The sequence below is a fragment of the Streptomyces sp. BE303 genome (assembly GCF_036290945.1).
GTDB lineage: Bacteria > Actinomycetota > Actinomycetes > Streptomycetales > Streptomycetaceae > Kitasatospora.
The window spans coordinates 26,218-46,768 of the sequence record NZ_JAQYWZ010000911.1; the positions used below are offsets into that span (position 1 = coordinate 26,218).

Sequence of the window (20,551 nt, forward strand, 5' to 3'; positions counted from 1 at the left end):
ACGGGGCGTGCGGCGGCCGCGTGCGGACCGGGCGGGGGCGCGCTGCGGCGGGCCCCCGCCCGGGGCGGAGTCAGCGGGTGACGGCCGACGCGTCGCGCAGCAGCCCGGCGACGATCCCCACGCCCTCCCGGGTGAGCACCGACTCCGGGTGGAACTGGAGCCCGGCGAAGCCCGGTCCGCGCAGCGCGTGCACGTCCCCGGTCAGCGGGTCGCGGGAGACCTCCACGCCCTCGGCGGCCAGCCGGGCCGCGTCCTCGGCCGAGCAGCGGGCGGTGAAGGTGTTGTAGAAGCCGACCGTCCGCCTGGTCCCGAAGAGGTCGACGGTCTCCTGGGCCCCCTGGTAGGGCACGTCCTTGCGGGCCAGCGGCAGGCCGAGCGCGGCCGACAGCAGCTGGTGGCTGAGGCAGACGGCGAGCAGCGGCGCGGTCCGCCGGCCGGCCCGGACGGCGGCGAGCGCGTCGGTGACGATCGGGCGCAGCACGGCCATCTTCGGGTCGTCGTCGGCGGCCGGGTCGCCGGGGCCGGGGCCGAGCACCAGCGGGCCGGGGTGGGCGGCGACCCGCGCGCGCAGGCCGGGTTCGTCGTACCGGACCACGGTGACCCGGTGGCCGAGCGAGGTCAGCACGTGGGCCAGCATGGCGGTGAAGGTGTCCTCGCCGTCGACCACCAGGGTCTCCAGCTCCTCGGTGACCTGCGCGGGCTGCTGCATCCGCAGCCAGAACGGGGCCAGCCCGGCGCGCCGGGCGTCCAGCGCGGCCTGGACGCGGTGGTCGTCGCCGAGCCGCGGGCCCGTCGGGCCCGGGCGCCGGGAGGGGGTGGGGCGGGCGCCGATCGCGGTGAGCACCCCGGCCGCCTTGGCGTGGGTCTCGGCGACCTCGGAGTCGGGGTCGGAGTGCCGGACGAGGGTCGCGCCGACCCGGACGGCGAGGCGGCCGGTGGCCGGGTCGATGTCGGCGGCGCGGATGCAGATCGGTGAGTCGAGCAGCTGGCCGCCGCTGGCGGAGCGGCCGATCAGGGCGAGCGCGCCGGAGTAGTAGCCGCGCCCGCCGCGCTCGTACCGGCGGATCACCCGGGTCGCGTTCTGCACCGGGCTGCCGGTGACGGTGGCGGCGAACATGGTCTCCTTGAGCACCTCGCGGACGTCCAGCGAGGTGCGGCCGCGCAGCTCGTACTCGGTGTGCGCGAGGTGGGACATCTCCTTGAGCCGGGGGCCCAGGACCTGACCGCCGAGGTCGCCGACGGTGCACATCATCTTGAGCTCCTCGTCGACCACCATGGTCAGCTCCTCCAGCTCCTTGGCGTCGTGGAGGAAGGTGAGCAGCGAGTCGAGGTCGGCGCCGGCGGCCGGGTAGCGGTAGGTGCCGGAGATGGGGTTCATCACGACCGTCCCGCCGCTCTGCCGGACGTGCACCTCGGGCGAGGCGCCGACCAGGACGCGTTCGCCGGTGTGGACCAGGAAGGTCCAGTAGGCGCCGCGCTCCTGCTCCAGCAGACGGCCGAAGAGGGTGAGCGCCAGAGCGGGGGAGAAGTCCTCCAGCGTGGCGGTGAAGTCGCGCCTGATGACGAAGTTGGCGCCCTCGCCGCGTCCGATCTCGTCCTCGATCACCCGGCGGACGATCGTGGCGTACTCGTCGTCGGCGATGTCGAAGGCGCCGCCGGTGAGGGTGACGGGGGACCGGGGGAGGGCGTCGGCCAGGTCGGCCAGCGGCACGGCGTACTGCTCGGTGACCGAGAGCGCCTGGAGCGGGGCGTCGTCGTCGTGCGCCTCGAAGCCGCGTTCGCGGATCTGCCGGTAGGGGACCAGCGCGAGCAGGTCGTGGACGGGGCCGTCGGCGGGGACGCCGTGGCGGACCGGCAGGTCGGCCAGCCGGTCGTACCGGCCGACGGTGCCGAGCAGGACCTCGACGGTGTCCGGGGCGGTGCGGGGGGTGCGGCGGTGCAGCAGGGCGAAGGCCGGTGCGTCGGGGCCGGTGAGACGGGCGAGGAGATCGGCGGCGCTGGTCACGGTGCGGCGTTCCTTCCGGGTCGGTTGCGGTGCTGGAATCCGCTCCCGGGAGGGTCGTCCGCTGAAACGCCGACGGCCGCCCCGAGGGGCGGCCGTCGTGTTCGTCTAGGAACGCGCGATACGTGGGCCACCCAGGGGGTCGGCCCACCACCAGGAGGAGGTGCGCGGTGCGTTCACGGGATCGAGCCTAGCGGATGGCACGGGTGGCCGGGTGAGGAGGATCACCGGAAATTTGTCCGGCGGATGTCTCACCCCTCGGGCAGTGGTCACAAAACGGTCGGCGCACCCCGTAGCCTTGCCCGTGTGACCGTGACGACTGAGACATCCCGGATTGGCCACTCCTGGCAGTCCCTGCCCGCGGCGCAGCAGCCTGAATGGCCGGACCAAGAGGCTCTGCGCAAGACCCTTGCCGAGCTCGCCTCGTATCCGCCGCTCGTCTTCGCCGGTGAGTGCGACCAGCTGCGCGCCCGGCTCGGTGCCGTGGCCCGAGGCGAGGCGTTCCTCCTTCAGGGCGGCGACTGTGCCGAGGCCTTCGACGGCGTCTCGGCCGAACACATCCGCAACAAGCTGAAGACGCTGCTCCAGATGGCGGCCGTGCTGACGTACGCGGCCTCCGTCCCGGTGGTGAAGGTCGGCCGCATCGCCGGCCAGTACTCCAAGCCGCGCTCCAAGTCGACCGAGACCCGCGACGGCGTGACCCTGCCGGTCTACCGCGGTGACTCGGTGAACGGCTTCGACTTCACCCCGGAGTCCCGGATCCCGGACCCGGAGCGCCTGAAGCGGATGTACAACGCCTCCGCGGCGACGCTCAACCTGGTGCGCGCCTTCACCACCGGCGGCTACGCGGACCTGCGCCAGGTGCACGCCTGGAACCAGGACTTCGTGCGCAACTCGCCGGCCGGCCAGCGTTACGAGCAGCTCGCCCGCGAGATCGACAACGCGCTGGCCTTCATGAACGCCTGCGGCGTGGCGCCGGAGGAGTTCAAGACCGTCGAGTTCTTCTCCTCGCACGAGGCGCTGATCCTCGACTACGAGACCGCGATGACCCGGGTGGACTCCCGGACCGGCGATCTGTACGACGTCTCCGGCCACATGGTCTGGATCGGCGAGCGCACCCGCCAGCTGGACCACGCGCACATCGAGTTCGCCTCGAAGGTGCGCAACCCGATCGGCGTGAAGCTCGGTCCGACCACCTCGGTCGACGAGGCGCTCACCCTGATCGAGCGGCTCGACCCGGAGCGTGAGCCCGGCCGGCTCACCTTCATCACCCGGATGGGCGCGGGCAAGGTCCGCGACCACCTGCCCACCCTGGTGGAGAAGGTCACCGCCTCCGGCGCCCAGCCGGTCTGGATCTGCGACCCGATGCACGGCAACACCTTCGAGGCGTCCAGCGGCCACAAGACCCGCAGCTTTGACGACGTGCTCGACGAGGTCAAGGGCTTCTTCGAGGTGCACCGCGCGCTCGGCACCCACCCGGGCGGCATCCACGTGGAGCTGACCGGCGACGACGTCACCGAGTGCGTCGGTGGCGGCGACGAGGTGCTGGTCGACGACCTGCACCAGCGCTACGAGACGGCCTGCGACCCGCGGCTCAACCGCAGCCAGTCGCTGGACCTGGCGTTCCTGGTGGCCGAGATGTACCGCGGCGGGAACTGAGCGTCCGCCCCGGGCCGCCCGGGCCGCCGCAGAGCGGCGCACCGCGCGGACGATGTGACGAAAGCCCCTCCGGATTCGGGACTCCCGAGTCCGGAGGGGCTTTTTCGCACCCGGATCGCCGGGTAAGGTGAGGCTTAGTGAGCTAAGGCAATCCTTAGTCAAGATCCATTCCGCTTCACCCCCGGGAGAGACCGCGATGTACGTGTGCATGTGCCATGCGGTCACCGAGGCCCAGGTGAAGAAGGAGATCGACGCGGGCGCCAACACGCCGCGCCAGATCGCCAAGGGCTGCAAGGCGGGCACCGACTGCGGCTCCTGCGTCCGCCGGATCCAGGCCCTGCTCGGCGAGCACGGCGCACGGCCCTGCCCCACCGCCCGGCTCGCCGTCAGACTGGGGCTCGCCGACCCGGAGGCGCCCGACGAGCCGGCGGTCGCTCCGATGGGCCCGATGGCTCCGCTGCGCGCGGCCTGAGCCGGGACTCAGGACTCCGGCTGCTCGATCAGCTGGGCGAGGTACAGCGCCTCCCCGAGCCTCTCCAGCAGTTCGAGCTGGGTGTCGAGGTAGTCGATGTGGTGCTCCTCGTCCGCCAGGATGGACTCGAAGATGTTGGCCGAGGTGACGTCGTTCTTGGCCCGCATCACCACGATCCCGCGCTTCAGCCGGTCGATCGCCTCGACTTCGACCTGGCGGTCGGCCTCGAACATCTCCTTGACCGTCTGACCGATCCGGACGTGGAAGAGCCGCTGGTAGTTGGGTAGGCCGTCCAGGAAGAGGATCCGGTCGGTGAGCACCTCGGCGTGCTTCATCTCGTCGAACGACTCGTGCCGGGTGTACTTCGCGAGCTTCGTCCAGCCGAAGTTCTCCTGCATCTTGGCGTGCAGAAAGTACTGGTTGATTGCGGTCAGCTCGGCGGTGAGCTGCTCGTTCAGGAACTCGATGACTTCTGCGTCGCCCTTCATGGCGCTGCCTTCCTCTGTGCGTCCGGGAAACCTCGGCCGTACCCTCCGGCTGCACGCATCCTGGCACCGCGGCGGGAGGAAATTCCAGTAAGTTCACACTCACTAGGACATGTGTCGGAATATCCGATTTGCTTGTCCGTTGGCCCGTACGGGCGGGGCGTGCGGGCCTGGAAAGGGGCGCGCGCCGGGCGCCGTCCGCCGTCTGTCACCATGGGATCCATGGGTCAGTCCGAACAAGAACCGCCGCCGCCGTCTGACCCGAGGCTCCCCCCGGGCCAGCGCGCCCGACGCGGCTGGCCTGCGCTGCACTACGGTCCGGTGCCCCGCTTCAAGCCGCTGACGTGGGACCTCCAGGTGTTCGGTGCGACCGCCTCGGCGGAGAAGCACAGCTGGGACTTCGACGGGTTCACCGCACTGCCCCGCACCACCGTCCGTGCGGACCTCCACTGCGTCACCAAATTCTCCGTGCTCGACAGCGAGTGGACGGGCGTGTCGGCCTCCGTCCTGCTGGAGCTGGCACCGCCGGCCGAGGACGTCAGCCACGTCATGGTCTGGGCCGAGTACGGCTACAGCGCCAACCTGCGGCTCGCCGACTTCGCCGACCCGGCGACGATCCTCGCGACCCACCGCAACGGCGAGGCCCTCACCGCCGAGCACGGCTTCCCGGTCCGGCTGGTCGTCCCCGGCCGGTACGCCTGGAAGGGGCCCAAATGGGTCCGCGCGGTCGAGTACATGCGGGCCGACCGGCGGGGCTTCTGGGAGGAACGCGGCTACCACAACCTGGCCGACCCCTGGCAGGAGCAGCGCTACTCCCACCAGGAGGAGCCGGGCGACGGGCCACTGCGCTGACCGCGCGGGCGGCCCGGCCGGCCGCGGCCGGCTAGAGGAACGGGAACGTGACCGTGACCACGGTGCGCTGAGGACGGCGCTCCCCGGCGGCCGGCGACTGGCCGGAGACCTTGCCGGTGCCGAACAGGTTCACCCCGCTGCTCTGCATGGCGAACCCGGCGGCCTGGAGCGCCTTCTCGGCCGCCTCCTTCGACATCCCGGCCACGTCCGGGACGGCCACCATGCCCTTGCTGACCACCAGCGAGACCGGCGTGTTCTCCGGGACCTGCTGCCCGGTCGCCGGTGAACTGCTGATCACCGATCCCTCCGGGACGGTGTCGCTGTGCGTCTCGGTCACCGTCCCGGCGGCCAGCTGCGCACCGGCCAGCGCCGAGGACGCCTGCGCGGACGGCTTGCCCGCCAGCTCGGGCACCGCGATCCGCTTCGGCCCCCGGGACACCGTGACCGTCACGGTGTCGCTCTTCCGGGCCCGCGCGCCGACGCCCGGGTCGGTGGAGATCACCAGCCCCGACGGCACGGTCTCGCTGTACACCTCGGTGAACCGGCCGTGCATGTCGGCGCCGTCCAGGATCCGCTGGGCCTCGGCCCGGTCCTTGCCGAGCACCCCCGGCACGGTGCCGTACAGCGCGCCGGAGAGCGCGTACGTGGTGCCGCCGACCAGCAGCACCAGGGCGGTCAGCACGGCCGTCCAGATCAGCGGCCGGCGGGGGAGGCGGCGCAGCCGGCCGGGGGCCCGGCGGGAACGGACCGGCGGCGGCTCGTCGTACGGGCGCGGCTCGGCGAGCAGCTGCTCCATCACGTCCGGCGGCACGTCCAGCACGCTGGTCCGCTCGACCGGGCGGCCGGCGGCGATCACCGAGGTGGGCTCGGCGGTCGGGTACTGCGGGCTGGGCCGGGTGGAGGCGGGCGGTTCGGCGTCCAGCTGGTCCGGGGTGAGCGTGCGGCGCACCCGCTGGAGGGCGGCGAGCAGCTCGACCGCGTCGTGGGGGCGGGCCGCGCGGTCGCGGGCGCAGGCGCCGGCCACTATCGCGTCCAGCCCGGGGCCGACGCCGGGCACGTCGGCGGAGGGGGCCGGAACGTCCTCGTGCAGGTGGCGGTACATCACCTGGACGGGGTTCTCGCCGGTGTGCGGGCGGTGTCCGGTGAGCATCTCGTAGAGCAGGATGCCGGCCGCGTAGACGTCCACCCGCTGGTCGGTCTCGTCGCCCGGTCGGATCTGTTCGGGCGCCAGGTAGGAGACGGTGCCGAGCACGGTGCCGGCGGTCGCGGCGGTGGAGGCGCCGTCGGCGGTGTTCAGCACCCGGACCAGTCCGAAGTCGGCGACCTTGACCAGGCCGTCGTCGGTGATCAGCACGTTCTCGGGCTTGACGTCGCGGTGGACCAGGCCGGCCCGGTGGGCGGCGCCGAGCGCGGCGAGCACCGGCTCCAGGATGTCCAGCGCGGCCCTGATGGAGAGCGCGCCGCGGTCGCGCAGCAGGTCGCGGAGGGTGCCGCCGGGGACGTACTCCATGGCGAGGAAAACGTTTCCGCCGTCCGCGCCCTGGTCGAAGACGTTGACCACGTTCGGGTGGGCGAGCCGGGCGACGGCCTTGGCCTCGCGGATGAACCGGGTCGTGAAGGCGGTGTCGCCGGCGAGCGTGGGGTGCATCACCTTGAGCGCCACGACCCGGTCGAGCCGGCTGTCGGTGCCCTGGTAGACGGTGGACATGCCGCCGGCCGCGATGCGCCGCTCGACCAGGTACCGGCCGTCGAGCAGGGTACCGATCAGGGGGTCGCGCAGTGCCATGTCCACCCGGCGAGTCTAGGGCTTGGGCCCCGGCCGGCCCCGGGAGGCACCGCTCCCGGGGCCGGTCTGTGCCCGGTTCGTGACACCGTGCGGCGGCGCCGGTGCCGGGGCCGGGTCGGAACGCCGGGTCAGAACGCCGGGTGCTCGCGGGTGTCCAGCTCGGCCCGGCCGGCCATCGCCGAGGAGGCCTCGGCGTGGAAGCGGCGCGGGATCCGGCCGGCCCGGTAGGCCAGCCGGCCGGCCTCGGCGGCGTGCCGCATCGCGTCGGCCATCAGCACCGGGTCCTGGGCGCGGGTGACGGCGGAGGCGAGCATCACGGCCGCGCAGCCCAGCTCCATCGCGAGCGCCACGTCGGAGGCGGTGCCGGCGCCGGCGTCCAGGATCACCGGGACGCCCGCGCTCTCCACGATCAGCTGGAAGTTGTGCGGGTTGCGGATCCCCAGGCCGGAGCCGATCGGCGAGCCGAGCGGCATGATCGCCGCGCAGCCGACGTCCTCCAGCTTCCGGGCCAGCACCGGGTCGTCGTTGGTGTACGGCAGGACGGTGAAGCCGTCGTCGACCAGGATCTCGGCGGCGTCCAGCAGTTCGATCGGGTCCGGCAGGAGGGTCCGCTCGTCGGCGATCACCTCCAGCTTCACCCAGTCGGTGCCGAGCGCCTCGCGGGCCAGCCGGGCCGTCAGCACGGCCTCGCCGGCGGTGAAGCAGCCCGCGGTGTTGGGCAGCACGCGGATGCCGTTGCGGGTCAGCACGTCGAGGACCGAGCCCTGGGTGGCGGCGTTGACCCGGCGCATCGCCACCGTGGTCAGCTCGGTGCCCGAGACCCGCAGCGCCTGCTCCAGGACCTCCAGGCTGGGGGCGCCGCCGGTGCCCATGATCAGGCGCGAGCCGAAGGCGGTACCGGCGATGGTGAAGGCGTCGTCGGCCATGTCAGCCTCCCTGGACGGCGGTGAGGATCTCGATCCGGTCGCCGGCGGAGAGCTCCGTGCGCGGCCAGTCGGTGCGTGGCACCACGGTCTCGTTCAGCGCGGCGGCGACCCCGGAGTGGGCCCGGCTGAGCGTGGCCACCACCTCGGCGAGGGTGGTCGGGGCGGCGACCGTCCGGGGCTCGCCGTTGACGTGCAGGGTGATGTCGCTCATGCGGGGACCTTCGTGAAGCGGGCGGGGGAGAACGGCTCGGCGAGGTCCGGCGTCACGCCGGTGGCCAGGTACTCGGCGAGCAGGTCGCCGGTGACCGGGGTGAGCAGCACCCCGTTGCGGTAGTGACCGGTGGCCGCGACCAGGCCGGGCAGCGCGGTCGGGCCGAGCAGCGGCGCGTTGTCGGGCGAGCCCGGGCGCAGACCGGCGGCGGTCTCGGTCAGCGGCAGCTCGGTGATGCCGGGGACCAGCTCGTGGGCGTCGCGGAGCAGCTCGTACACGCCGCCGGCGGTGACCGTGGTGTCGTACCCCTGCTCCTCGCTGGTGGCGCCGATCACCAGCTCGCCGTTCTCCCGCGGCACCAGGTAGAGGTGCTGTCCGCGGACCACCGCGCGGACGTTGCGGGAGAGGAACGGCCGGTACGCCTCGGGGACCAGCAGCCGCAGGATCTGGCCCTTGACCGGGCGGATCGCCGGCAGCACGCCCTCCGGCAGCCCCGGCAGCAGGTGGCTGCGGGAGCCGGCGGCGAGGACGACCTGGTCGGCGGTGACGCTCTCGCCGGTGGACAGCCGGGCGCCGACGGCGCGGTCGTGCTCGACCAGCAGTCCGACGGCCTCGGCGCGGTGCAGGAGCACGCCTGCGCGCTCGCAGGCGCGCACCAGGGCCCCGGCGAGCCGGCGGCCGTCGACCTGGTGGTCGTCGGTGACGTGCAGGCCGCCGCGGACGCCCGGGGCGAGCATCGGCTCCAGCCGGCGGGCCTCGCGGCCGGTGAGCCACTGCGAGTCCAGGCCGAGCCTGCGGTGGAAGTCGTGCAGTTCGCGCAGTTCCGCGCGGTCGTCGGAGTCCAGGGCGACCGCGATCGTGCCGCACTGCCGGTAGCCGGTGTCCTGGCCGCCGCTCGCCTCGGTGAGCTCGGCGGCGAAGGCCGCGTAGCGCTCGTTGGACGCCATGCCGAGGCGCAGCAGCGGCTCCTCGCCGTACTGGAGCTCGGTGACCGGGGCGAGCATCCCGGCCGCGACCTGGGCGGCGCCGCCGCCGTGCGCCGGGTCGGCCACGACCACGCGGAGCCCGCGCTGGGCCGCCCGCCAGGCGACCACGAGTCCGATGACGCCGCCGCCTATCACCAGCACGTCGGCCTGGGCGCCTTTCGCCAAGCGTGTCAAAGTCGCTGCTCTCCCTTCGCCGGTATGACCCGGATCAGGTTCGGACGGTCGCAGGCCGTTCCAGCCCGCCTCTCAGCCCGGTACGCCGGGCTCCCGTGATGGTGCCCCCACCATAACTCCGGGGGGTGCGGCCGTTGAAGGCGCGTACGAGGGGCGGAACGGGCCCCGGGCGGGCCGCCCGGACCGGACCGGAGGGCCCGGGGCCGGGCTGGGTACAGTGACGGGCGTGGCGGACAAGAGCGGGGCGGACCGGACGGATCAGGTGGTCGTGGTCGGCGCGGGGCTGGCGGGTGCCCAGTGCGCCCTGGTGCTGCGGCGCGACGGCTGGCAGGGGCGGATCGTGCTGGTCGGCGCGGAACCGCACGCGCCGTACGACCGGCCGCCGCTCTCCAAGGACGTGCTGCTCGGCAAGGCCGACACCACCGCCCTCGACCTCGACTTCGGGCAGCTGGACGTCGAGCTCCTCACCGGCCGCCGGGCCACGGGCCTCACCCCCGGCGTGCTGCACACCGACGCCGGCGACCTGCCCTACGGCTCGCTGGTGATCGCCACCGGCGCCGAACCGCGCGCCCTGCCCGGCGCCGAGCGGGCCCACCTGCTGCACACCGTGGACGACGCGCTCGCCCTGCGCGCCCTGCTCCGCCCGGGCCTGCGCCTGGTGCTGGTCGGCGCGGGCTGGATCGGCGCCGAGGTGGCCACCGCCGCCCGGGCCGCCGGCTGCGAGGTGACCGTCGTCGAGGCGGGCCCGGCCCCCGTCCCCGGCGCCCTGCCCACCGAGATCGGCCGGGTGATGGCCGGCTGGTACGCCGAGGCGGGGGTCGAGCTGCGCTGCGGCGTGGGGGTCGCCGCCGTCGAACCGGGCGCGGTGCTGCTCGCCGACGGCTCGCACCTGCCGGCCGACGAGGTGGTGGTCGGCGTCGGGGCCCGCCCGGCGACCGGCTGGCTGGCCGGCTCCGGCGTGGAGCTGGACGCGGCCGGCGCCGTCCTGGTGGACGAGCGGCTGCGCACCGGCCTGCCCCGCGTCTTCGCGGCCGGCGACTGCGTCAGCTACCCCTCGGCGCGCTCCGGCGTCCGCCTGGCCGTCCAGCACTGGGACCACGCGCTGCAGTCCGCCACGGCGGCGGCGGCCTCGGTGCTCGGCACGGACGCGCCGCCGTACGACCCGGTGCAGTACTTCTGGTCCGAGCAGTTCGGCCGCAGGGCGCAGTACGCCGGGCGGCACGCCGAGGGCGACGAACTGCTCTGGCGCGGTTCGCCGGACGGGCCGGACTGGTCGGTGCTCTGGCTGCGCGACGGCGCCCTGCGCGCGCTGCTCGCCGTCGACCGCCCGCGCGATCTGACCCAGGGCCGACGGCTGGTCGAACGCGGTGCGGTGCTGGACAGGGCCCGTGCGGCGGACCCCGCGGTACCGCTGAAGTCGGCCGTCGCCGGGTAGTCCGCGGGGCCGATTGGTGCGCGGCGGGCCGCGGAGGTGGCAGTCTGGTGACGTGAGTGAGATCGAAAGCAAGATTGAAGCCCTGGTCACCGACTGGATGTACCTGCCCGACATCTCGGAGCAGTGGGGGGTCCGGGTCACCGAGGTGCGTGACATGGTCAAGCACGGCGGACTGATCGCCGTGCGCCGCGGCCCGAACAGGTCGCTGCAGGTCCCGGCCGCGTTCATCGACGGCACCGGGCTGGTCAAGCACCTGTCCGGAACGCTGACCGTGCTGCGCGACTGCGGCTACAACGACGTGGAGATCCTGGAGTGGCTCTTCACCGAGGACCCGTCGCTCCCCGGCAGCCCGATCCAGGCGCTGCAGGAGAACCGCGGCACCGAGGTCAAGCGCCGCGCCCAGGCGATGCTGATCTGATGGCGGCCGACACCCGGCGTCGGAGTCTCGCCGACGCCCGGCTCTACCTGTGCACCGACGCCCGCCGTGAGCAGGGCGACCTCGCCCAGTTCCTCGACGCGGCGCTGGCCGGCGGGGTGGACATCGTCCAGCTGCGGGACAAGGGCCTGGAGGCCAGGCAGGAACTCGCGGCGCTGGAGGTCTTCGCCGACGCCTGCCGGCGGCACGGCGCGCTGCTCGCCGTCAACGACCGCGCCGACGTCGCCCATGCGGCCGGACCGGACGTGCTGCACCTCGGGCAGGACGACCTGCCGGTGCCGGCCGCCCGCGCGATCCTCGGCGACGACGTACTGATCGGGCGGTCCTGCCACGCCGAGTCCGAGGTGGACGCGGCGATCGCGGAGCCCGGCGTGGACTACTTCTGCACCGGGCCGGTCTGGCCGACCCCCACCAAGCCGGGCCGCCACGCGCCGGGCCTCGGCCTGGTCTCGTACGCGGCCGGGCGGCCCACCGACCGGCCGTGGTTCGCCATCGGCGGCATCGACCTGGGCAACCTGGACGAGGTGCTGGCCGCGGGCGCCCGCCGGGTCGTGGTGGTCCGGGCGATCACCGGCGCGGACGACCCGGGGGCCGCGGCCGCCGAGCTCGCCCGCCGGCTGCGCGCCGTCTAGCCGAAGCCGGGCGGCCGTCCGGGGCCCACGCCCGGGACCGCCGTCCGGGGTACGGGCGTCCGCGGTACGGCCGTTCGGGCGGCGGGCCGCCGCCCGAACGCCGACCGGCCGCCTGCCTCCTCCGCCGTCCGCGGTCAGTACTTGCGGACGGTGGCGGCCTCGGCCAGCGCCAGCAGCACCTCGCGGGCCCGCTCGTCCGCCAGCGGCGCCGCCGCCAGCGCGGCCAGCGACTGCCGCATCAGCTCCTCGATCCGCTGCTCGACCACGTCCGGCGCGCCGGAGCGGGCCACCAGCCCGCGCAGCTCGGCGACCTCCGGGGCGGCCAGGTCGGGCGCGCCCAGCCGCTCGTCCAGGTGCCGGGCGTCGGCGGCCGACAGGCCCCGCATGGCGTGCGCCACCAGCAGCGTCCGCTTGCCCTCGCGCAGGTCGTCCCCGGCCGGCTTGCCGGTGACCGCGGGGTCGCCGAAGACGCCGAGCAGGTCGTCCCGCAGCTGGAACGCCTCGCCCAGCGGCAGTCCGAACGCCCCGTACGCCTCGACCAGCTCCGGCGGGGCGCCCGCCAGTAGCGCGCCGACCTGCAGCGGCCGCTCGATCGTGTACTTGGCCGACTTGTAGTGCAGGACGGTCTGCGCCCGGTCCAGCGCGCCCTCGTCGGTGGAGTCCCCGGCGACCGGCTCCAGCACGTCCAGGTACTGGCCGACCATCACCTCGGTGCGCATCAGGTCGAACATCGGCTTGGCGGCCAGCACCGCGGCCGGTTCCAGGCCCGAGTGCAGGAACAGCTCGTCGCACCAGATCAGCAGCAGGTCGCCGAGCAGCACCGCCGCCGAGGCGCCGTACTGCTCGCGGTCGCCGCGCCAGCCGTGCTCGCGGTGGAGCGCCTCGAACCGGCGGTGCACCGAGGGCAGACCGCGCCGGGTGTCGCTGCGGTCCATCAGGTCGTCGTGGACCAGCGCGCTGGCCTGGAGCAGCTCCAGGGCCGCCGCCGCCCGGTCGATCCCGCTGCTCGCCGCCGGGCCGCCGGCGCCGCGCCAGCCCCAGTAGCAGAACGCCGGGCGCAGCCGCTTGCCGCCGTCCAGCAGGAAGTCGCGGAGCGCGTCGGCGACCGGCCCCAGCTGTGGGGAGGTCTTGCCGAGCAGGGCCGACTGGCCGCCCATGAAGCCGGCGAGGGCGGCGTTGACACGCTCGCGCACGTCCTCCACGTCAATGGGGTTGGCCGGCCGCTGGCGGGACGAGGTCACGATGGGACTCCGGAGGTCGCTGGGGTTCAGCCAGGGTATCCGGGCGGGCAGGAACAACTGTACGGACGAGCGTCGGCCGCCCGGGTGAACGGCGGTGGTGGGGAACCGGAACGCCGTCCACCCGTTGTCTCAAAATCTGGGACCGAGTTGTCCGCACCCTTCGCCCGGCGGCTAACCTGCCAGCATGGCACTAGGTATCGCTTCCACCAGACCGGACCGCGCGCTGACGGTCCGCGAACTCCTGGCAGCCGGCAAGCGGTCCTTCTCCTTCGAGTTCATGCCACCGCGCACCGAGGCCGGCGAGCAGAAACTCTGGGACGCCATCCGGCGGCTCGAACCGCTCGACCCCAACTTCGTCTGCATGACCTACGGCGCGGGCGGCTCCTCGCGCGAGCGCACCGTCAACATGGTCGGCCGGATCGCCACCGAGACCACGCTGACCCCGGTCGCCCACCTGACCGCCGTCGACCACTCGATCGCCGAGCTGCGCAACATCATCGGCCAGTACGCCGACCAGGGCGTGCGGAACGTCCTCGCGGTGCGCGGCGACCCGCCCGGTGACCCGACCGGCGAGTGGGTCAACCACCCGCAGGGCGTCACCTACGCCTACGAGCTGGTCGAGCTGATCAAGGGCATCGGCGACTTCTGCGTCGGCGTGGCGGCCTCGCCGAACATGCACCCGCGGTCGACCGACTGGGACGAGGACATCCGGCACTTCGTGGCGAAGATCCGCTCCGGGGCCGACTACGCGATCACCCAGATGTTCTTCGAGGTCGACGACTACCTGCGGCTGCGCGACCGGGTGACGGCCGCCGGCTGCGAGGCGCCGATCATCCCGGAGATCATGCCGGTCACCAACGCCAAGCAGCTGGAGCGGTTCCCCGAGCTGAGCGGTTCGGCCTTCCCGGTCGACCTGGAGGCCCGGCTGCGGGCGGTGATCGACGACCCGGCGGCGCTGCGCGAGGTCGGCATGGAGCACGCCACCGCGATGTCCGAGCGGCTGCTGGCGGAGGGCGTCCCCGGGCTGCACTTCATCACGCTGAACCACTCGACGGCCACCCTGGAGATCTACCAGAACCTCGGCCTGCACCGGCGCTGAGCTGCGCCGGAGCCTCGTCGGCGGCTCACGCCCGGCCCGGCCCGGCCCGCTTTCCGCCCTTCTGCGGCCCGTCCGCAGGCGGTCCGGGGCAGGCCGGGAGCCGGGCCCGAGCGGCCGGGAACGCGATGCGGTACCCGGGCCGTTGAACCGGTACAGTCGCCGCACACGCGCGGCGCGCGCGGGCACGCGACTGGAGGTACCGGGCGGGATGGGGATCGGATACCTGCTGCTGTACGGCGCGTTGGCGGTGGTGGCGCTCTGGCTGGTCGCCGAGCTGCTGCTGCAGAACCGGGCGCCGCTGCACTGGCGCGGCCTGGCCCTCGCCGGCTTCCTCGGGGTGGCCGTCGGGATGGCGATGGGATCCGTCCCGGTGATCGGCGGGGGCGCGGCGATGTTCGCGGTCGGCCAGACCTTCGTCACCCTCTCGGTGAAGCGCGGGTACGCGGCCGGCTGGTCGCTCCGCACGGCCGACGGCGGCCTGCCCGGCCCGCTGGCCAAGGTGCCCATGCTCGGCGCGCTGACCGGCGGTGCGGCGGCCGCGGCCGCCGTGGTCGCGGCGGAGCGGGTCGGCGAGGTGAGCGTCGTCGAGGAGGCCCCGGAGCCGGCCCCGGCGGCCGAGGACGCACCGGCCGTCGAGCAGACCGCAGCCTTCGCGATGCAGGAGCTGGCGACGGACGGCGTCTACGCGCCCGCCTACTACGAGCAGCAGCAGACCGAGCTGCTCCAGGCCGTTCCTCAGGCCGACCCGTACGCCGAGGCCTACGGGACGGGGTACGACCAGCAGCAGACGGCGTGGGACCAGAACGCCCAGCAGCAGTGGCAGACCCCGCAGCAGCCCGCCTTCGCGTACGACCAAAACTACGGCACCTACCAGCAGCAGGCCGTGCAGCAGCCCGACCCGTACGGCACCTACCAGCAGCAGGGTGTCCAGCAGCCGGATCCGTACGGCACCTACCAGCAGCAGGGCGTCCAGCAGCCCGACCCGTACGGCTACGACCAGCAGCAGTGGCACCCCCAGCCCGGGCACCAGCACGTGGACCACCACCAGGCCCAGCCCGACCAGGGGCAGGGCCACGATCAGGGCCAGGGCCGGCACGGTATCCCTCAGCAGCCGCAGTACGACCAGTACGGCTACCCGCAGCAAACCACCTGGCAGCAGCAGGGCTGATTCCGGGACCCCGGAACCGGATCCCGCTCGGCGGCCCGCTCCGACCGTCCGGCTCAGGCGGGGCCGATGAGGTTGGCCACGATGCAGGCGGACATGCCGACGCGGGCCAGGCCGCCGCCGGGGTGGGCGGCGCCGCCGGTGAGGTAGAGGCCGGGGTAGTCCTCGTTCGGGGCCTGGAGCAGGTCGCCGCCGAATCCGGCGAGCGCGGGCGGCGGCACGGAGCCGAAGAAGGAACCGGCGTCGCGCTCGGTGTGCTCGGGAGTGCGGACCACCCGCCAGAGCACCCGCTCGCGCAGGCCGAGCCCGGCCGCGTCGGCCTGGTCGAGCATCCGGTCGGCGAAGGCGTCGGCGGTGCCGGGCGTCCCCCAGTCGAGGTCCAGCGAGGGCGTGGTCGCGGTGAGCACGACGCTCTCGTGGCCCTCCGGATGCAACGACGGGTCGTCCGGCCGCAGGACCTGGACGGTCGGGCGGTCCGACGGCGGGGCGCCCGGGGAGAAGATGCCGGCCAGCTCGGCGGCCGGGTCACCGGCGTGCACCACCGTGCGGTGCGCGGTACCGGCCGGGCGGGCGCCGCGCAGCGCGAGCAGCACGCTGACCCGTCCGGGCACGCCGTGCAGCCGCCCGGCGGAGGCCGGCCAGTCGTCCGAGGAGTCGGCCGGGCCCATCCACTGGGTGTGCAGCACCCGGGTGTCGATCGAGGAGACCACCAGGTCGGCGTCGATCCGGTCGCCCTTGGTCTGCACACCGCAGACCCGGCCGTCCCGGGTGTCCACCTTGGTGACCGGCGTCTCGAAGCGGAACTCCACCTTGCGCTGCTCGCACCGCCGGTGGAAGGCGTCGGCCAGCGCGCGCAGGCCGCCCCGGACGTACCAGACGCCGAAGGACTGCTCCATGTACGGCAGCACGGTGGCCCCGGCGGGGGCGCTGCGCGGGTCGAGCCCGAAGCGCAGCGCGTGCTCGTGCAGCAGGGCGGTCAGGGCCGGGTGCCCGCCCAGCTGCTCGGCGGCGACGTCGGCCAGCGTCCAGGGCCGGCGGCCGCGCAGCCGGCCGAACAGGCCGCGCCGGTCGGCCCCCGGCACCGGGTACGGGTCGGTGTGCAGCGGCCGGGGGTCGGCGGGGAGGGGCTCCTCCAGCAGCGGGCGGCGGGTGGCCTCCCAGACCGTGCGGCCGTGGTTGAGCACCGTTGCCCAGCGCTCGCCGGCGCCCGGGCCGAAGGCCTCGTCGAGGGCCCGGACCACGCCGCCCCGGGACGCGTTGGGCAGCGACAGCGCGGTGCCGTCGGCGAACAGGTGACGGCTCTCCGGGTCGACCGGCCCCAGCTCGACCAGTTCCTCCAGCGGCTCCCGGCCGGTCTTCAGCGCGAGGTCGCGGTAGACGGCGGGGAGGGTGAGCAGACCCGGGCCGGTGTCGAAGGCGAAGCCGTCGCGCTCGTAGCGGCCGACCATCCCACCGTACGTGCCGCGCGCCTCGCAGACCGTCACCCTGTGCCCGAGGGTCGCCAGCCGGGAGGCCGCCGCGAGCCCGCTCATACCTGCGCCGATGATGACGATCCGTGCCATGCGTCCGATCCTAGGGCCCGCTCCGGGTCCCCTGGACGGGCTCCTCCACCACCGGGCGTCCGGCCGCGGCGGCGCGGGCGGCCCTCCGTTCCCGCCGCCGGGCCCGGAAGGCCCGGATCCGGTTGACCGCGAACCAGACCAGCAGCAGGCCGATCAGCAGCAGGACGGTGGCGATCGAGGCGGCCAGCCAGGGGTGGAAGATCGCCAGGGTGACCAGTCCGGCCACCGACACGTCCTCGGCCAGCGAGACCACGATGTTGCTGGCCGGCTCCGGCGAGGTGTTGACCGCCATCCGCAGCGAGGCCTTCACCAGGTGGCTGACCAGCGCGGCCGTGCCGCCCATCGCGCCCGCCGCGACCTCGCTCAGCGAGCCCGGGTCGGCGGAGGCGATCAGCGCGCCCACGGTGGCACCCGCGACCGGCCGGATCGCGGTGTGGGCGACGTCCCAGAGGCTGTCCACGTACGGGATCTTGTCGGCCACCGCCTCCAGCAGGAACAGCACGCCCGCGGCGATCAGCACGTCGGTGCGCTCCAGCGCGGGCGGCACCGAGTCGGCCCCCGCGAACCGGCCGAGCAGACCGAGCAGCAGCACCACCGCGTACGCGTTGATCCCGCTCGCCAGTCCGCTGGTGAAGATCAGCGGAACGATCGTCATCCGTTCCTCCTCGGAGTGCCTGCCGGGATCGGCCCGGCTCGCCGTACCGTACCGGGACGCCGCGGGCGGGGTGTGCGGTTCCCGCCGCGGGAGGTCCGAGTGCGGTCCGAGTGCGTCTGAGTACGGATACTCAGGTACCGGGTTGAGTAGCTGCGCGGATGGCCCGCGACCTGCGAAGACGGGAGAGTGGTGGCACCGGGACGGCGGCGCGTCGGGCGCCCCGCCCCGGAGCTGCGGACGGGCGTCGTCCGCCGGTCACGGGGGACCGGCGGAAGCGCCGTCGAGCTCCGCACCGGAGCCGGTCGCAGGCCCCGCACCGCCGGCACGGGGCGGCGGAGCGGGCCAGGGGGGACCGGCGCACCGGCGGGGGGAACCGGGGCCGGAAGGCCGCGGCCGGGGGCCGCGGCGAACGGGGGGACCGGGGTGCTCCGAAGCGCCGTCCGTGGGGGACGGCGCTTCGGTACCCGCGCCGGCGACGGCGCTCCGGCCGGATTGTCAGTGGTGCCGGTCACGATGGAGGAGCGCGGATCACCCGGTCCGTGCGCTGCCTCGGAACGGGGGAGACCATGACCATCAGCCACCCTGAGCCCGTCACCGCCCGCCTCCACTCCGCCGCCGACCGACCGGCCGCCGACCGGCCCGCCGCCCACGGGCCGGCCACCGGCGCCGACGTGCACCCGGTGCTGCGCCGGGTCTCCGCTCCGCCCGCCGCCCTCGACCTGCTCGCCGACGCCCACCGGACCCTGACCCGTTCCCGTTCCCTGGAGGACCCGCTGGAGCGGTACGCCGCCGCGCACCTCGCGGCGCTGCGCACCGTCGCGGCGGTGCTGGCCGTCCGGGGGCGGCCCGAGAAGAACCCCCGGCGCCGCCGGGCGATCCGCAGCGCCTGGGAGGTGCTGCCCGAGGTCGCGCCCGAACTCGCCGAGTGGGCGGTGTACTTCGCGGCCGGTGCGCGCCGCCGGGCCGCCGCCGAGGCCGGCATCCGGGGCTCCGCCTCGGCCCGCGACGCCGACGACCTGATCCGCAACTCCGCCTTCTTCCTCCGTCTGGTCGAGCGGCTGCTCGGCCTGCACCCGACCCCGCCCGCCCCGCGCCTGCCGCTGGACGGTGCCGACGACCCGGGTGACGCCGGGTGACCGGCGTCGCGGGCGCGTCGTCCGCTCGGTCTAAGGTGGAGGCAACCTGATCGAATCTGCACGTGCCAAGGAGCCCCGCCTTGTACCCGACGCGTCCCCGCAGTGCCCTGCGTACCGCCGTGGTGTGGGAGGTGGTGCGGGCCGCCCTGGAGAAGCGGGCGGCCGAGCTGGACCAGCCGGTGCTGGACGTGGTGGACACCGGTGGCGGCACCGGCAACTTCGCGGTGCCGGTGGCCCGGCTCGGCCACCGGGTCACCGTGGTCGACCCGAGCCCGGACGCGCTGTTCGCGCTGGAGCGGCGGGCCGCCGAGGCCGGCGTGACCGACCTGGTCCGCGCCGTGCAGGGCGACACCCAGACGCTGCCCGAGCTGGTCGCGCCCGGCAGCGTCGACGCGGTGCTCTGCCACGGCGTGCTGGAGGTCGTGGACGACCCGGCGGACGCCCTCGGCAGCCTGGCCGGCACCCTGCGCCGGGGCGGCTTCGTGAGCCTGCTGGCCGCGAACCGGAACGGTGCGGTGCTCGCCCGGGCCCTCGGTGGCCACTTCGCCGAGGCCCGCGCGGTGCTGGCCGCCGACGACGGCCGCTGGGGCGACAGCGACCCGATGCCGCGCCGCTTCACCGGCGAGGAGCTGGACCGGCTGGCGGTCGGGGCGGGCCTGCGGGTCGAGTCCGTGCACGGGGTCCGGGTCTTCGCCGACCTGGTGCCCGGCGTCCTGGTGGACACCGAGCCGGGTGCCATGGAGGCGCTGCTCAAGCTGGAGGAGGCGGCCGCCGGGCAGCCCGCGTTCCACGCCGTGGCGACCCAGCTCCACCTGCTGGCCACCCTGGCCTGACCGGCCCGTCCGCCGCCGTTCGCCCGCGCACCGCCGCCGCGTCTCCCGGCCGTCTCCTCACCGTCTCCTCACGATCCCCCCAGGTCCGGGCCCATTCCATCGGATCGGGCACTTGTCCGGCGGCCTCCGCGTTGAGCACTGTGCAGCTGGGAGCCGCCGAAGTGGCCGGGCCCACGCGTGGTCGACCACTCCGGAACCGGCCGGTGGACCGTATGATCTGGGTAAAGCCGGAAAGCATGACAGCCGGAAGCGCGGGGCATATGGACGACACGGACCCGGGCCCCCGCACAGGCGTCCGACCGCGTGTTCTGAAGGCTGATTGGACGTGCCTCCCCGACCGGGGCGGCGGACCGGTCGCACCCGCGACCGACGAGTAGGAGGACTCCGTGCCGCTCTCGGAGCACGAGCAGCGACTGCTCGACCAGATGGAGCGAGCGCTGTATGCCGAAGATCCCAAATTCGCGTCGGCGCTTGAGGGAACCGGTCTGCGCACCTACACCCGTCGCCGGGTGTACCTGGCCGTCGGTGGCTTCGTGGTGGGCATCGGCCTGCTGATGGGCGGCATGGTCGTACCCAACCAGATCTGGGTCAGCGTGGTCGGGTTCCTGGTGATGCTGGGGTGCGCCGTCTTCGCCGTGACCGGCTGGCGCCGTGGGCCCGCCGGACAGACCCAGGGCGCCGGGCCGGCCGCGGCCCCGCGCCGCAAGGCAGGGATGATGGACCGGGTGGAGCAGCGCTGGCAGCGCCGGCGCGACGAGCAGACCGGCGGGTTCTGAGCCGGTCGTCCGGGGCCGGGTGAGGATC

At 74.2% G+C, this 20,551-nt stretch carries 20 protein-coding genes and 1 riboswitch; of the genes, 11 read left to right on the top strand and 9 right to left on the bottom strand.

Going from position 1 to position 20,551, the window contains the following annotated elements:
- Positions 1-70: 70 nt before the first annotated feature.
- A complete protein-coding gene (locus PUR56_RS35660) occupies positions 71-2,005 on the bottom strand; it encodes an anthranilate synthase family protein (RefSeq protein ID WP_329952020.1) in 1,935 nt (644 codons plus the stop codon).
- Positions 2,006-2,248: 243 nt separating this feature from the next.
- Here PUR56_RS35660 and PUR56_RS35665 point away from each other — a divergent pair, with 243 nt between their 5' ends.
- Entirely contained in the window at positions 2,249-3,661 is a 1,413-nt protein-coding gene (locus PUR56_RS35665) for a class II 3-deoxy-7-phosphoheptulonate synthase (protein ID WP_380353392.1), read from the top strand.
- A gap of 196 nt (positions 3,662-3,857) precedes the next feature.
- Positions 3,858-4,133, top strand: coding sequence for a (2Fe-2S)-binding protein (locus tag PUR56_RS35670; RefSeq protein ID WP_329952021.1), 276 nt, complete (start codon positions 3,858-3,860; stop codon positions 4,131-4,133).
- A gap of 8 nt (positions 4,134-4,141) precedes the next feature.
- On the opposite strand, the gene bfr is transcribed toward PUR56_RS35670, so the two are convergent.
- On the bottom strand, positions 4,142-4,621 hold the full coding sequence (gene bfr, locus PUR56_RS35675) for a bacterioferritin (RefSeq protein ID WP_329882172.1): 480 nt from the start codon (positions 4,619-4,621) through the stop codon (positions 4,142-4,144).
- Positions 4,622-4,831: 210 nt separating this feature from the next.
- Here bfr and PUR56_RS35680 point away from each other — a divergent pair, with 210 nt between their 5' ends.
- Positions 4,832-5,470: a molybdopterin-dependent oxidoreductase gene (locus PUR56_RS35680; protein ID WP_380353387.1), complete on the top strand. Its 639-nt coding sequence runs from the start codon at positions 4,832-4,834 to the stop codon at positions 5,468-5,470.
- A 31-nt stretch (positions 5,471-5,501) separates the two neighbouring features.
- Here PUR56_RS35680 and pknB read toward each other — a convergent pair whose 3' ends face one another.
- The 4 genes from pknB to thiO all read right to left on the bottom strand — a co-directional run bounded on the left by pknB (position 5,502) and on the right by thiO (position 9,544).
- The gene (gene pknB / locus PUR56_RS35685) at positions 5,502-7,256 is read right to left on the bottom strand and encodes a Stk1 family PASTA domain-containing Ser/Thr kinase (protein WP_329952158.1); all 1,755 of its coding nucleotides are present in this window, start codon (positions 7,254-7,256) and stop codon (positions 5,502-5,504) included.
- Between the two features lie 128 nt (positions 7,257-7,384).
- Positions 7,385-8,182, bottom strand: a complete 798-nt coding sequence (locus tag PUR56_RS35690; RefSeq protein ID WP_329882170.1) for a thiazole synthase — start codon at positions 8,180-8,182, stop codon at positions 7,385-7,387.
- Position 8,183: 1 nt separating this feature from the next.
- A complete protein-coding gene (thiS, locus tag PUR56_RS35695; RefSeq protein ID WP_329882169.1) occupies positions 8,184-8,393 on the bottom strand; it encodes a sulfur carrier protein ThiS in 210 nt (69 codons plus the stop codon).
- Positions 8,390-9,544, bottom strand: coding sequence for a glycine oxidase ThiO (gene thiO / locus PUR56_RS35700; protein ID WP_329952022.1), 1,155 nt, complete (start codon positions 9,542-9,544; stop codon positions 8,390-8,392). The genes thiS and thiO overlap by 4 nt, the downstream gene beginning before the upstream one ends.
- A gap of 3 nt (positions 9,545-9,547) precedes the next feature.
- Positions 9,548-9,660, bottom strand: a riboswitch (TPP riboswitch).
- 119 nt (positions 9,661-9,779) lie between these two features.
- Here thiO and PUR56_RS35705 point away from each other — a divergent pair.
- From PUR56_RS35705 to thiE, 3 genes are read left to right on the top strand one after another with little or no spacing between them, the layout of a single operon-like run.
- Complete coding sequence (locus PUR56_RS35705) at positions 9,780-10,988, top strand: NAD(P)/FAD-dependent oxidoreductase (RefSeq protein WP_329882167.1); 1,209 nt, start codon at positions 9,780-9,782, stop codon at positions 10,986-10,988.
- A 52-nt stretch (positions 10,989-11,040) separates the two neighbouring features.
- A complete protein-coding gene (locus PUR56_RS35710; protein WP_329882166.1) occupies positions 11,041-11,406 on the top strand; it encodes an Rv2175c family DNA-binding protein in 366 nt (121 codons plus the stop codon).
- Positions 11,406-12,056 (top strand): thiamine phosphate synthase, encoded by a 651-nt coding sequence (gene thiE, locus PUR56_RS35715; RefSeq protein WP_329882165.1) that lies wholly within the window; start codon positions 11,406-11,408, stop codon positions 12,054-12,056. Before PUR56_RS35710 ends, thiE begins: the two co-directional genes overlap by 1 nt.
- 134 nt (positions 12,057-12,190) lie before the next feature.
- Here the strand turns inward: thiE and PUR56_RS35720 are convergent, their stop codons facing one another.
- Positions 12,191-13,297 (bottom strand): polyprenyl synthetase family protein, encoded by a 1,107-nt coding sequence (locus tag PUR56_RS35720; protein ID WP_329952023.1) that lies wholly within the window; start codon positions 13,295-13,297, stop codon positions 12,191-12,193.
- A 184-nt stretch (positions 13,298-13,481) separates the two neighbouring features.
- Between PUR56_RS35720 and metF the strand changes: the two genes are divergently transcribed.
- On the top strand, positions 13,482-14,396 hold the full coding sequence (metF, locus tag PUR56_RS35725) for a methylenetetrahydrofolate reductase [NAD(P)H] (protein WP_329882163.1): 915 nt from the start codon (positions 13,482-13,484) through the stop codon (positions 14,394-14,396).
- Between the two features lie 208 nt (positions 14,397-14,604).
- Positions 14,605-15,564, top strand: coding sequence for a hypothetical protein (locus PUR56_RS35730; protein ID WP_329952024.1), 960 nt, complete (start codon positions 14,605-14,607; stop codon positions 15,562-15,564).
- Between the two features lie 53 nt (positions 15,565-15,617).
- Here the strand turns inward: PUR56_RS35730 and PUR56_RS35735 are convergent, their stop codons facing one another.
- A complete protein-coding gene (locus PUR56_RS35735; protein WP_329952025.1) occupies positions 15,618-17,123 on the bottom strand; it encodes a phytoene desaturase family protein in 1,506 nt (501 codons plus the stop codon).
- A gap of 10 nt (positions 17,124-17,133) precedes the next feature.
- On the bottom strand, positions 17,134-17,778 hold the full coding sequence (locus PUR56_RS35740) for a DUF4126 domain-containing protein (protein WP_329882160.1): 645 nt from the start codon (positions 17,776-17,778) through the stop codon (positions 17,134-17,136).
- Between the two features lie 566 nt (positions 17,779-18,344).
- Between PUR56_RS35740 and PUR56_RS35745 the strand changes: the two genes are divergently transcribed.
- The 3 genes from PUR56_RS35745 (at position 18,345) to PUR56_RS35755 (ending at position 20,523) form a co-directional block, all read left to right on the top strand.
- A complete protein-coding gene (locus tag PUR56_RS35745; protein WP_329952026.1) occupies positions 18,345-18,914 on the top strand; it encodes an SAV_6107 family HEPN domain-containing protein in 570 nt (189 codons plus the stop codon).
- A gap of 80 nt (positions 18,915-18,994) precedes the next feature.
- Positions 18,995-19,747 (top strand): methyltransferase domain-containing protein, encoded by a 753-nt coding sequence (locus tag PUR56_RS35750; protein WP_329952027.1) that lies wholly within the window; start codon positions 18,995-18,997, stop codon positions 19,745-19,747.
- A 386-nt stretch (positions 19,748-20,133) separates the two neighbouring features.
- Positions 20,134-20,523, top strand: a complete 390-nt coding sequence (locus PUR56_RS35755; RefSeq protein WP_329882157.1) for a DUF3040 domain-containing protein — start codon at positions 20,134-20,136, stop codon at positions 20,521-20,523.
- Positions 20,524-20,551: the final 28 nt, after the last annotated feature.

Coding starts and splice junctions, on each gene's coding strand:
- PUR56_RS35680 (WP_380353387.1), top strand. CDS start 4,832: ATGGGATCCATGGGTCAGTCCGAACAAGAACCGCCGCCGCCGTCTGAC.
- pknB (WP_329952158.1), bottom strand. CDS start 7,256: ATGGCACTGCGCGACCCCCTGATCGGTACCCTGCTCGACGGCCGGTAC.
- bfr (WP_329882172.1), bottom strand. CDS start 4,621: ATGAAGGGCGACGCAGAAGTCATCGAGTTCCTGAACGAGCAGCTCACC.
- thiE (WP_329882165.1), top strand. CDS start 11,406: ATGGCGGCCGACACCCGGCGTCGGAGTCTCGCCGACGCCCGGCTCTAC.
- PUR56_RS35745 (WP_329952026.1), top strand. CDS start 18,345: ATGACCATCAGCCACCCTGAGCCCGTCACCGCCCGCCTCCACTCCGCC.
- PUR56_RS35690 (WP_329882170.1), bottom strand. CDS start 8,182: ATGGCCGACGACGCCTTCACCATCGCCGGTACCGCCTTCGGCTCGCGC.
- PUR56_RS35740 (WP_329882160.1), bottom strand. CDS start 17,778: ATGACGATCGTTCCGCTGATCTTCACCAGCGGACTGGCGAGCGGGATC.
- metF (WP_329882163.1), top strand. CDS start 13,482: ATGGCACTAGGTATCGCTTCCACCAGACCGGACCGCGCGCTGACGGTC.
- thiS (WP_329882169.1), bottom strand. CDS start 8,393: ATGAGCGACATCACCCTGCACGTCAACGGCGAGCCCCGGACGGTCGCC.
- PUR56_RS35735 (WP_329952025.1), bottom strand. CDS start 17,123: ATGGCACGGATCGTCATCATCGGCGCAGGTATGAGCGGGCTCGCGGCG.
- PUR56_RS35730 (WP_329952024.1), top strand. CDS start 14,605: ATGGGGATCGGATACCTGCTGCTGTACGGCGCGTTGGCGGTGGTGGCG.
- PUR56_RS35665 (WP_380353392.1), top strand. CDS start 2,249: ATGTCTCACCCCTCGGGCAGTGGTCACAAAACGGTCGGCGCACCCCGT.
- PUR56_RS35670 (WP_329952021.1), top strand. CDS start 3,858: ATGTACGTGTGCATGTGCCATGCGGTCACCGAGGCCCAGGTGAAGAAG.